Origin of the sequence: Fictibacillus nanhaiensis, from assembly GCF_049537595.1 — a bacterium.
GTDB lineage: Bacteria > Bacillota > Bacilli > Bacillales > Fictibacillaceae > Fictibacillus > Fictibacillus nanhaiensis_F.
Window position 1 is genome coordinate 37,406 of the sequence record NZ_JBMULM010000005.1, and the last position, 12,372, is coordinate 49,777.

Annotated in this window: 11 protein-coding genes; 6 read left to right on the forward strand and 5 right to left on the reverse strand. The window is 40.8% G+C overall.

Translation table 11 applies throughout. The features are described 5' to 3' along the window. Positions 1-34 precede the first annotated feature (34 nt). Entirely contained in the window at positions 35-658 is a 624-nt protein-coding gene (locus ACOZ9X_RS18215; RefSeq protein ID WP_423419426.1) for an NAD(P)-dependent oxidoreductase, read from the forward strand. Here the strand turns inward: ACOZ9X_RS18215 and ACOZ9X_RS18220 are convergent. From ACOZ9X_RS18220 to ACOZ9X_RS18230, 3 genes are all read right to left on the reverse strand, one after another. Next, positions 655-957, reverse strand: coding sequence for a hypothetical protein (locus ACOZ9X_RS18220; RefSeq protein ID WP_423419427.1), 303 nt, complete (start codon positions 955-957; stop codon positions 655-657). The genes ACOZ9X_RS18215 and ACOZ9X_RS18220 overlap by 4 nt on opposite strands. A gap of 70 nt (positions 958-1,027) precedes the next feature. Continuing rightward, positions 1,028-1,561, reverse strand: coding sequence for a DUF420 domain-containing protein (locus tag ACOZ9X_RS18225; protein ID WP_066399222.1), 534 nt, complete (start codon positions 1,559-1,561; stop codon positions 1,028-1,030). Between the two features lie 412 nt (positions 1,562-1,973). Further along, positions 1,974-3,677 (reverse strand): M3 family oligoendopeptidase, encoded by a 1,704-nt coding sequence (locus tag ACOZ9X_RS18230; protein ID WP_423419428.1) that lies wholly within the window; start codon positions 3,675-3,677, stop codon positions 1,974-1,976. A 132-nt stretch (positions 3,678-3,809) separates the two neighbouring features. Here ACOZ9X_RS18230 and ACOZ9X_RS18235 point away from each other — a divergent pair, with 132 nt between their 5' ends. The 4 genes from ACOZ9X_RS18235 (at position 3,810) to ACOZ9X_RS18250 (ending at position 8,719) form a co-directional block, all read left to right on the forward strand. After that, entirely contained in the window at positions 3,810-5,057 is a 1,248-nt protein-coding gene (locus ACOZ9X_RS18235) for a PucR family transcriptional regulator (protein ID WP_423419429.1), read from the forward strand. Between the two features lie 125 nt (positions 5,058-5,182). Continuing rightward, positions 5,183-6,313 carry an alanine dehydrogenase gene (gene ald, locus ACOZ9X_RS18240; RefSeq protein WP_423419430.1) on the forward strand — a complete coding sequence of 377 codons (1,131 nt, stop codon included), beginning with the start codon at positions 5,183-5,185 and terminating at the stop codon, positions 6,311-6,313. Between the two features lie 300 nt (positions 6,314-6,613). Beyond that, positions 6,614-7,978, forward strand: a complete 1,365-nt coding sequence (locus ACOZ9X_RS18245) for an alkaline phosphatase (protein ID WP_423419431.1) — start codon at positions 6,614-6,616, stop codon at positions 7,976-7,978. Between the two features lie 75 nt (positions 7,979-8,053). Next, entirely contained in the window at positions 8,054-8,719 is a 666-nt protein-coding gene (locus ACOZ9X_RS18250) for a DUF4352 domain-containing protein (RefSeq protein WP_423419432.1), read from the forward strand. Between the two features lie 94 nt (positions 8,720-8,813). Here ACOZ9X_RS18250 and opuFB read toward each other — a convergent pair whose 3' ends face one another. After that, on the reverse strand, positions 8,814-10,328 hold the full coding sequence (gene opuFB, locus ACOZ9X_RS18255; protein WP_423419433.1) for an osmoprotectant update ABC transporter permease/substrate-binding subunit OpuFB: 1,515 nt from the start codon (positions 10,326-10,328) through the stop codon (positions 8,814-8,816). After that, complete coding sequence (locus ACOZ9X_RS18260; protein WP_423419434.1) at positions 10,321-11,292, reverse strand: ABC transporter ATP-binding protein; 972 nt, start codon at positions 11,290-11,292, stop codon at positions 10,321-10,323. Before ACOZ9X_RS18260 ends, opuFB begins: the two co-directional genes overlap by 8 nt. A gap of 237 nt (positions 11,293-11,529) precedes the next feature. Here ACOZ9X_RS18260 and ACOZ9X_RS18265 point away from each other — a divergent pair, with 237 nt between their 5' ends. Next, positions 11,530-12,228 carry a queuosine precursor transporter gene (locus ACOZ9X_RS18265; RefSeq protein WP_423419435.1) on the forward strand — a complete coding sequence of 233 codons (699 nt, stop codon included), beginning with the start codon at positions 11,530-11,532 and terminating at the stop codon, positions 12,226-12,228. Positions 12,229-12,372: the final 144 nt, after the last annotated feature.

Consider the following 12,372-nt stretch of genomic DNA (forward strand, 5'->3'; position numbering starts at 1 on the left):
CTATGATAGGAAGAGAATGATCAGGAGGTATCTTATGAAAATTTGCGTACTTGGTGCGACAGGAAGAGTCGGACAATATTTTACTAAAATGGCGATAGAGAATGAAATAAGCGTTCATGCACTGCTCCGTAACCCTGATAAGTTTACGCACTCCATGTTGAATCAGGTCTCTTTTGTAAAAGGAGATGTTCTAGATAAGGAAGCAGTCGCTGAAGCGCTGGCAGGCTGTGACATCGTTTTTAGCGCTCTTTCAACAGACGGAGCTAGCGTGCTTTCCGAGGGCATGCCCATTGTTATCGAAGCGATGAAAAAAGAAAATATTTCACGCATCATCACGATCGGTACAGCAGGCATTTTACAAAGCCGCACAGAACCTCATCTACTTCGCTACCAATCATCTGAATCAAAGCGTAAGTTAACAAGAGCGGCGGAAGATCATCATAAAGCATTTACTCAACTGCAAGAAAGCGGGCTGAATTGGACGATCGTTTGTCCCACTTATCTACCAGACGGAGAACCTACTGGCACGTACCGAACGGAAAAAGACGTTTTACCTATCGACGGCTCTAAGATCAGTACCGGAGACACCGCTCATTTTGCGTTCTCTCTTTTAAGAAAGAATGACTTTCCAGCGTCACGTGTAGGAATAGCTTATTAAAACCTTCGAGGCATATCTTGAAAAAAGTAGACACCAAGACTTAAGAAACCTACTCCGATAATGAAGATAAAAAACTTGATGAACCATTTCGGAAAAAAGCCTACCAGCTTATCAATAAACGTTACAAAGATGAATTCTACAAGAGCACCGAAAAACGTATCCGAGACACGTCCACCTTTGTAATTCGCGTCATACTGCTTTTTATGCTCAATTTCTTCTTTTTGATAACGGATTCCATAAACGATAACAGCGATCCCGAATCCGCATAGAACGACAGGTATGATCCAAAACCAGCTCATCTCTCATTTCCTCTCGCTACAGAAAAGACTTTTGCTGGATCTATGTCTTCAGCAAAAGTCCTCTGTTTTTTTATGAATAATAAGGCGCGATCATCAAATACACAATAACACCTGTCAAACTTACATACAGCCACAGTGGCATTGTCCAACGCGCGATTTTACGGTGCTTTTCTACTTGCATGTTGAACCCTCGTGTAACGGTAATTAACGCTAAAGGTACGATTACGATCGCAAGCAAGATATGTGTGATCAAAATGAAGAAATAAACGTATTTAAGCGGACCTTCACCGCCATAAGACGTAGATTCTGTTAGATAATGATACGTTACATACGACAGCAAAAAGAATGTTGTACTCGTAAATGCCGCCAAGATAAATCGCTTATGCAGCGTGATGTTCTTTTGTTTCACAAAATAAAGAGCAGCCAGCAAAAATACGAAAGTAAAGCTGTTAAAGATTGCGTTCAAACGCGGCAGCAACGTTACATCAAAAGCAATTTCTCCCTCATACTCTGGCAGGAAGAACAATACGGCCACAAGTACATTGATCGCGATGGATAGCCCGATAATTAGCGGTGTATAGTTACGCTGTTTTGTTTCAGCCATTTTGTATTACTCCTTTTCCACTAAAAGTCTTTAAAACTTCTAAGATTCCTTATTATTTTACCACTCAAGACCCTATTCACAAACATATAGGCAGCTGAAAACAGCATTCCCTATACAAGTGTCAATAATTCTTCAAAAAATGAGAAACTTAGCAGGTATACACCATGGGGTATTTACGGTGGCGGATGAAGATCAATCCAGAAGTTTGCGCCATCAATCCAAAAGATTTTGCGTTGAATCCACAAGTTTCGTGCCTGAATCCACAAGTTTTGGCGTTTTATCCACGAGATGTCATTTGTCGACATTTTCTGCAGCAGTTATACCCCCTGCCCTACCCTGCTCCTGCCCATCGCCCACAAAAATGAAAAAACCGGCACACGGCCGGTTCTCCTCATACAAATCACTATATCATTTACGCTTTCGCAAATTGCTCCTCATCCACTGTAGCAATGAACTTTTCTACTTCGCCGACAACCGACGCTACACAACCTTTTTCAAAAGGAGAGATCAAACCAGCTTCTTCAACGAGCTTTGTAAAAGGTAGACTTCCTCCCTTTTGACACAGGGCGAAATAATCTTCCCATGCACGCTCAGAGTTCTCACCAGCACGTTTCCAAAACTGAAGAGCACAAATCTGAGCGAGCGTGTAATCAATATAATAGAAAGGCGAGCGGAAAATGTGGCCTTGTCTATGCCAAAAACCACCGTTTTCCAAGTACTCTAACCCATCATAATCACGATGTGGCAAGTATGTTTTCTCAAGCTCTCTCCACTTTGAACGGCGTTCTGACGGCGTCGCATCCGGGTTGTCGTATACGAAGTGCTGGAACTCATCAACTGCAACTCCGTACGGGATAAACTCTACCGCGCCTGTTAAGTGGGAGTATAAATATTTTTCTGTGTCCTTGCCAAACAGCTTTTCCATCCAAGGATACGTTAAAAACTCCATACTCATCGAATGGATTTCACAAGCTTCAAGTGTTGGGAACTGATATTCTGGCACTTCGAACACTCTGCTGGTATACATCTGGAACGCATGACCGATCTCATGCAACAGCACGCGAACATCGTTGTCTGAACCGTTGAAATTTGTAAAAATGAATGGCGCCGTATAGTCCTGTAGATACGTGCAATATCCACCAGGCGCTTTACCGCTTTTACTTTCAAGATCCATGAGCTCATCTTCTGCCATATAGTTGAAGAACGCTCCAGTTTCTTGCGAGAGGCCACTAAAGACTTGCTTTGATTGGTTCACAATCCATTCTGCATCTCCTTGGGGTTTAGGATTGCCTGTTGTAAAGCTGAAGGGTTCGTCGTAAAACTTGAACTCCTGGAGACCGATACGTTTTTGCTGACGCTTCTTTAACTTTGTACATAGCGGCACAATGATTTCTTTTACTTGTTCACGAAATACCTTTACGTCTGCCGCGTTGTAATCCGTTCTGCCCATTCGGTCATACGCCAATTCTGTAAAGGTTGAATACCCTAACTTTTTAGCGATTCCTGTACGAAGTTTGACGAGCTCATCATAGATCGAGTCAAACTTTTCTTGATTGGAGCTCAAGAAGGCGTTCGCAGCCTTGCTCGCGGCTTTTCTCGTTTCGCGATCTGCAGATTGAACGTATGGAGAGAGTTGTGCAAGGTTCAATTCTTTTCCGTCAAACTCAATCTTTGCAGATGCCATTACTTTCACATATTCTGAGCTCAATTTGTTTTCTTGCTTGAGGTCCTCTAGTACATCTTCAGAGTATGTCTTCACTTTTAATTCAGCCAAGCGGAACAGCTGACCGCCCCATTTACGCTCGAGCTCATCTTTAAAAGGAGATTGAACGAGCGCTTCATGAAACGCTGTGACCATTCCTTGATAAACTGGCAGATTTTCATCCATGAACGCTTGCTCTTCCTTATAAAAAACATCTTTCGTATTAATCGTGTGGCGGATCTTCGCTAGCCTTGCTTTTGATTCGAAACTGTTACGTAGAGCTACGACCTTTTTCATCGCTTCATTCTGTTCATCTGCAGAACTCGCGTCTTTAAAAACCTGTACGGCTTCTTCAAACTCTGTTTTCAAACTTGCAACATCGGGACGTTCATATGTAAATTCACTAAACTTCATTAGATAGGCCTCCATTCATTTACAATCCATTACTGTATTACCATTTCTACAATCTATCGCTTTTCTCCTGTAATCTATTTCCCTTTTTCGGTAGAATAAGACCAAAGAAACTAATGGCGGGAGACAAAAGTAATGAAGAGCTTTCAATCTGATCCTTTTAAAGGAACTTTCGGCAGTCTTGAAAATTTAGCAGACAAGATCAGCGACGTTTTGTCGTGCCCTGTAACGATAGAAGATCAGAATCATCGACTCCTTGCTTACAGTACACATGAAGACGGAACAGATCCTGCGCGCATCGCGACAATCATCGGACGGCGCGTGCCAGAAAAAGTAGTGAACAGTCTATGGAAAGACGGCGTGATTCCTAGATTGCAAGAGAGCGATGACCCTGTTCGTGTTGGCACGATACAAAACGTCGGGCTTGGTGATCGAGTAGCGGTATCAATTCGAAAGAACAACGAAGTTCTCGGATATATTTGGGTCCTTGAAGTGGAAAAACAATTAACTTCAGATGATATGCAATTGTTAAAGCTTGCTGCAGCTTCAGCCAAAAGCCAGCTTCTTCAGATGCAGATCGGTACAAAAAAGAAAGAAGAAAACCGGCAAGAGCTTTTTTGGAAGATGCTTACGGGCAACCTTCCTCAAGAAGAGCATATTTTAGGGAAATTACACGAACTCAACATTTTGCCGGTACTTCCAGCAGCTGTTTTTATTCTGCAGCTAGAAGAGGAGATCACACCAGCTATCGAAAAAGATATTTTATATCTTGCTGCGGTGAACCAAAAGATTAACGTTCTCTTATCGGCGGCAGACGCGAATCAAATGCTCCTCCTCGCCTCACCTGTTGGAAAAGAACCGCCTTTAGAGCTTGCAAAGTCTTTTGTAGAATCCTTTTTCACACATATGAAAGAGCGGTTTTCTGTGTCAGATATTAAAGCGGCATATGGCAGTCTCGTTTCCTCCTTTTCGAACGTGGAAAAAAGTTATAAAGAGGCATCGAGTGTACTAGCTGTTCAGGAAAAGCTTGGCGGAGAAACATTAACCTTGAACGGCTATCACGAACTCGGCATCTACCAATTTTTAGATGCTATTTATGAAAAACAACAAAGACAGAGCTATCACAATGAAATGATCAAAACTCTTCAGGAATATGACCGTCAACATAAGACAGAGCTTTATCACACGTTAGAAACGTATCTGACGTTAGATGAAAACCTGAACAAAGCATCAGAAGTGCTTCATATTCACATGAACACGTTACTTTATCGTCTCAAACGGATCAGCGAGCTTACAAATATTGATATGAAAAGCCCTCATCAAAAAATCATGATCTATCTTGATTTCAAGATGAATCGGTTATTCAAACAAGAGCGTTTGTGAATTATCACAAATGCTTTTTTTCATTTTCTAGATTCCTAACAATGAAAAGCTCAATCCCTAGAACTATACTGAAATCACAATTGAAAACGCACTCAAAGAGTTTACTTATATAGGAGGATTCACAAATGATTATTGGAGTTCCAGCAGAAATTAAAAATAATGAAAACCGCGTAGCGATTACGCCATCAGGTGTTATTACACTAACAGCAGCAGGCCACAAAGTACTTGTAGAAAACAATGCAGGTGTTGGCAGCGGATTTACAAACGAAGATTATGCGGCAGCAGGTGCTGAAATCGTAGCAGAAGCACAAGACGCATGGTCAGCGGAAATGGTTATGAAGGTTAAAGAACCTTTAGCATCTGAGTACAAATATTTCCGTTCAGACCTTATTCTTTTCACATACTTACATTTAGCAGCAGAGCCAGCATTAGCAAAAGCACTAACAGATAGCGGCGTTACAGCAATCGCTTACGAAACGGTAGAATTCAACCGTACACTTCCGCTATTAACACCAATGAGTGAAGTAGCAGGACGTATGTCTGCACAGATCGGTGCTCAGTTCCTTGAAAAGCCTAAAGGCGGAAAAGGAATCCTTCTTGCAGGTGTACCAGGAGTACGTCGCGGTAAAGTGACAATCATCGGTGGTGGTGTTGTAGGTACGAACGCAGCAAAAGTTGCGATCGGACTTGGCGCTGATGTTACGATCATCGACCTTAGCCCAGACCGTCTTCGTCAACTTGATGACATCTTCGGAAACAGCATTCAAACATTAATGTCTAACCCATTAAATATTGCACAAGCTGTAGCTGAATCTGATCTAGTAATCGGAGCTGTTCTTATTCCAGGAGCAAAAGCACCTAAATTGGTAACAGAAGAAATGATCAAATCCATGACTCCAGGATCTGTTGTTGTTGACGTAGCGATCGACCAAGGCGGTATCTTTGAAACGGTTGACCGTATCACTACACATGACAACCCAACTTACGACAAGCACGGAGTTGTTCACTATGCAGTAGCAAACATGCCTGGTGCGGTTCCTCGTACGTCTACGATCGCACTTACAAACGTAACCGTTCCATATGCACTACAAATCGCTAACAAAGGTGCACAAGCAGCAATCGCTCAAAACCCATCTTTAAAAGCGGGTCTTAACACAGCTGGTGGTTTCGTAACATACGAAGCAGTTGCGACTGACCTTGGCTACGACTATGTTTCTGCTGAAGTTGCATTAGAAAAAGCAGTTCAAACGGTATAATGGATCGAATGAAAAGAAGCTAGGCTCATAATTCTGAGCCTTAGCTTCTTTTTTGTGTTCTCCTAGTGAACATAATTAGAATCTGTCCGTTTTATTCAGATGCCCAGTTTCTTATAAGAGGTCATAAATTCTCGACAAACGTCACATCAATTTTTTTATCAATAAACCCCTATTTCCACCATCTTCATAGAACTATTTTCCCATTTGTTTACACAATCTTAACATTCTCATAACCTTACTAAAATATTATCGGAGTATAATTCCTCACTGTAAGACAACTCAAAACAACAGGAGGCTATTATGGCTATTTCAAAAAAGGTACTATCTATTGCAATGGCAGGAACTCTTGCTATAAGCGGTTTAGCAATAAATCAAGCATCAGCTGATGATAAAAATAAAGAAAATGAAATTCGAAACGTAATCTTTTTAATCGGTGATGGAATGGGGCCGACATATACGACTGCCTATCGCGCTTTTAAAGATGATACAAAAACACCAATGATGGAAGAAACAAAACTTGATAAGTATTTGGTAGGAATGCAATCCACATATTCTCACGATGAAAAAGAGAGTGTAACGGATTCTGCTGCTGCAGCTACTTCAATGTCAGCAGGAATCAAAACGTATAACGGTGCAATCGCAGTTGATATGGAAAAGAAGGATGTTAAAACCGTCTTGGAACAAGCCAAGGAAAACGGTAAATCAACTGGTTTAGTCGCAACATCTCAAATCAACCATGCTACACCAGCTGCATTCGGTGCGCATGATGAATCTCGTGAAAATTATAACCAAATCGCAGATGACTATTACGATGATATGGTGAATGGCAAGCATAAGGTTGACGTGCTTTTAGGCGGAGGCACTAGCTATTTCGAACGTAAAGACCGCAACATTACAAAAGAATTCCAAAAAGACGGATATTCATATGTAACGAGCCGTGACCAAATGTTGAAAGACGACAACGAACAAGTTCTAGGCTTATTTGCTCCAAAAGAGCTAGACAAAAAAATCGACCGTCCAAAAGAGCAGCCATCCCTAAAAGAGATGACAAACTCTGCATTGGATCGTTTGAATAAAAATGATGATGGTTTCTTCCTTATGGTGGAAGGAAGCCAAATTGACTGGGCTGGCCATGACAACGATGTTGTTGCAGGAATGAGTGAAATGGAAGACTTTGAACAAGCTTTCCAATCTGCAATCGAATTTGCTAAAAAAGACAAGCACACACTTGTAATCACAACAGCTGACCACTCAACAGGCGGTATGACAATGGGTCGTGACGGAGATTACAAATGGGATCCTGCTTCAATTAAAGCAGCAAAGAAAACACCTGACTATATCGCGAAGCAAATCGCGAAAGGTGCACCTGTAGAAGAAACATTAAAGAAATATATTGATCTTGAATTAACACCTGAAGAAGTTCAATCTGTTAAAGATGCAAAAGAAAAAAGCGGTGATGTTTTAGAAATCGATAACGCTATCGAAAAAATCTTTGATCTCCGCACAGGAACAGGCTGGACAACAGATGGGCATACGGGAGAAGATGTTAACGTTTATGCATACGGACCAGGAATGGAGAAATTCACTGGAAAGATCGACAATACGGATACAGCAAAAGAAATCTTCTCTATCTTAGAGAAAAGCAAATCTGCCTTAGAGAAATAATATCTTTGTAATAGGTAATTCTAACAAAAAAGCATCCCGTTTATACGGGGTGCTTATCTTTTAGGAGGTGGATCCATGCCTTTCAAAGGTTGGATAACGCTTGTTTTATCAGCTGTGTTAGTCACTGGCTGTTCAGCAGATACGAATAAGGATATAAGTACTACACCACAAAACGAGTCCAATAAGAAGGAAACTAAAAAACAGTCAGGAGAACAAACCTTTACAGACAGTTCTCAAGCTTCAGATGATACAGGACTAACGGAAATCAACAAAAAAGTTGAAGACCAAGATGGAGCAATCACATTAAAGAAATATGCAAAAGTAAATAAGGAACAGCAGGCAGATTCAATATCCCTAACCATTGATGAAGTAAAAGTTATACACTATGCACCATCTCTAGATCTTATAGATTTCTTTCATGGTTATACCAAACAAGATGAATTTCCATATGTACGTGTAAACGTAAAGATTGCTAATCAAGGAAAAGAGACCGTTCATTTCAATCCCGTATCAACAATCAAAACCGATCAAGGGGAAACCGTAACGTGGGAAGAAGACTTTTACCTGGAGGAATTAAACGGAAAGATAGAACCAGGGAAAGAAAAAGTCGGGAGCCTTGGATTTATTCTGAACAAAACCAATGCAGATAAATTGAATTCCATCACTATAACATCCAGCGAAGTCGTTAATGATCAGAAAAAATCAATTTCCAATCCTCTAACCTTTAATGTTGATTTCTAGATTATAAAAAACATCCATGCAGGAATAGCTCTGCATGGATGTTTTTTATTTTCCGGGAAATTTTTGTCGAATCTTAATGAATGATGGTAGAAGCTTATAGAAGTCCTTCCTTCTTTAAGAAATCTTCCGCGACTTTCTTAGGGGACTCTCCTCCAACATTCACCTTATAATTCATCTCCCGCATTTCATTGTCTGTAATTTTCCCCGCCAACTTGTCTAACGCTTCCTTTAATTCCGGGTGCTTCTCAACGGTTTCTTTACGAAGCATAGGTGCACCTTGATAAGGAGGAAACAGCTTTTTATCATCTTCTAACACGGTAAGCTTATATTGACGCAGTTCGCTGTCGGTAGAATAAGCATCCACAACATCGATCTCTCCTTTTTTTACCGCGTTATATCTTAGCTTAGGCTCCATCGTTCTCACATTCGCAAACTGAATATCATACAGCTTTTGTATACCTTTATAGCCATCTTCTCTGTCGGAAAATTCTAGCGTAAATCCTGCGTTCAGACTTTGGCTTACACTCTTTAAATCCGAAATTGTCTTTAAGTTGTACTCTTTCGCCAATTGTTCAGGAACAGCAAGTGCATACGTATTGTTATATTCCATTGGGCTTAAGAGCTGCATATCAAACTTACTTTCCATCCCGCTTCGAGCTTGTTCATATACTTTTTCGCTATCTGTACTTGATGCACTCTCCTTTAAAAACTCAGCGATTGCCGTGCCTGTAAATTCTGGATAAATATCAATACTCCCAGATTTCAACGCATTAAACACAAAGGAAGTTTTACCAAGTCCTGGCTTCAGCTCCACATTTAAATCCGTTTCTTCTTCGATTAAAAGTTTGTACATGTTGATTAAGATTTCCGGTTCAGATCCTAGCTTACCACCGATCACGATATCTTCTTGTCCGCCTTTCATCGCAAAAGGAACAATTATAACTAAAAGAGCAGCTACCAAAAATGCACTGACCGTTGTTAGCGCTCGTTTAAAAGAAAGAAGCTCTAATCTTCTGAGCAGAAAATCAAATAAAATCGCGAGCAATGCGGCAGGTACGGCTCCAAGCACGATCAGCATCGTGTTATTGCGGTCAATACCAAGCAAGATAATATCCCCGAGTCCACCCGCTCCGATTAAAGCTGCCAGTGTTGCGGTTCCTATGATTAAGACCATGGATGTACGGATTCCTGCCATAATAACAGGCATCGCTAAAGGAAGTTCAACCTTCATCAATCTCTTCCTCGTGTTCATCCCCATCGCTCTCGCCGCTTCAATAAGTGAGGAATCAACTTCTTTAATTCCGGTATAAGTGTTTCTTAAAATCGGGAGCAGTGCATAAACAACAAGTGCAATAATGGCGGGAACCTTGCCAATCCCAAAGAGTGGAATCAGGAGACCTAATAGAGCAAGTGACGGAATCGTCTGTAGCACAGCAGTTACACCAATGATGGGTTCAGCCACTCTTGGCTTTTTCGTTAAATAGATGCCAAGAGGAATCGAAATAACCACAGCAAAGAGAAGGGCGATAAACGAGATCTGAATATGCTCGATCAACGCACTTGCGAGTTCACCTTTTCGATCTTGAAATACTTGCAAGAAACTATTCATCTCTGCTACCTCTTTCCTGCAAGTGATCTGCAAGATATTGAATAATAGCTTGTCTGTTCAGCGTTCCGATAATCGCACCATGACCTTCAACCGTCACTTCATTTTCACGGGTTAATATATTGAGTGCCTCTTTAATACTCGTATTCACTGAAAGGGATGGTAATTGATAATCCATTCCAATTTCATCTGCTTTCAATGGAATGACAAGCTTTCGAAGATCCATATTTTCAACAGAACTCACACTCTCTGTTCCTACGAAATTTCTTACAAAATCATCAGCTGGGTTTTCGAGAAGCTCTTTCGGCGTCCCAACTTGCACGATAGATCCTTCATTCATCACACAAATCCTGTCTCCTAGTTTCAAAGCTTCCTTCATGTCATGCGTGACAAAAACAATGGTCTTCTTAATATTTCTTTGAAGATTAAAAAGATCTTCCTGCAGCTTTTCTCTGCTGATCGGATCTAGTGCACTAAAGGGTTCATCCATTAAAATAATATTAGGATCTGCAGCTAACGCTCGCACAACACCTACCCGCTGTTGTTGTCCGCCAGAGAGTTCATTGGGCTTACGATCTCGATAGGTTTCAGGATCTAAGCCGACCATATCAAGAAGTTCATCCACTCTTTTACGAATTTTTTCTTTGTCCCATCCTTTTAACTCGGGAACGATACTGATATTCTCTAGAATCGTCATATGAGGAAATAAGGCGATCTGCTGCAGTACATACCCGATATTCCAACGTAGTTCATCAATATTGTAATCACTGATTCTCTTGTTATCGATGGAAATTGTGCCTTTTGTAAGGCTGATCAGTCTGTTGATCATTTTGAGCATCGTCGTTTTCCCACAACCACTCGGACCGATCACGACGAAAAATTCTCCTGGCTGTATCGTTAAATTCAGATCGCGAACCGCGGACGTTCCATCCCGGTATTCTTTAGAAACATTATCAAAAGTTATCATACACCTGCTCCTTAGTGTGCTTTATCTATTACAAGCAGTATTTCCGTTTTTTCTGTAATCAATAATCAATCTACACTATGTATTGCACAAAGAAAGAGATTGTAAACTACACGGGGGCTACTTATTTATATGGATGATTGATTAATTACAAAAACTGTCTTATAATGGGGAACTGTTGTGTTAAAAGTGTTTCGCGGTTCGCAAACTCCCGCGTTATCAAAACTAGGAGGAATTTTTATGTTTAATTTTTATTTTGGTGTAGCTTTTGCACTGGTTAATTTTATATTATTTTTAACGTGCTACAAATGGTTCGGTCGTACGGGTTTGTATGCATGGATCGCAGCAGCTACGATTCTTGCTAATCTGCAGGTTGTAAAAACGATCGAGATGTTCGGACTTGTTATGACTCTCGGTAATGTAATCTACGGAACCATCTATCTAGCAACAGATTTAATCAACGAGAAGTACGGAGAAAAGGAAGCGAAGAAAGCAGTTTGGTTCGGTTTCTTTACTCTTATCATGACAACGATCATCATGCAGATGGTGCTCGTGTTTCAACCGCACGAAAGTGACATCTTCCAGCCGCATCTTGAAGCCATCTTTGGATTTATGCCACGTCTAGTAATCGGCAGTCTCGCTGCTTACTTAATCAGTCAGTATCTAGACGTTAAACTTTTTGCAAAGTTGAAGAAAAAGTTTTCACGTCCTGATCAGCTTTGGATTCGTAATAACGGAAGTACGATGGTAAGCCAGCTGATCGACACGCTTATCTTTTGTACGATTGCATTTGCTGGTGTGTTCTCATGGGATGTTTGGATTCAGATCTTCTTTACGACGTATGTGATCAAATTTGTGGTATCTGCTGCATCCACACCGTTTATATATATTGCAAGAAGCTTCAACCATCCGGAAGACATTCAGAAACCAGGCGTTTAAACGCTTGGTTTTTTTCTTATCCTTTACAGTGGTGAAATCTCCTTCATCCCACCTTTACAGAACAGATATTTGTTAAGATATCCCCTCATATAGACCTTATTTTCTTTAGAATACTAAGGAGGTTTTGACCATTCTTTCCCCATT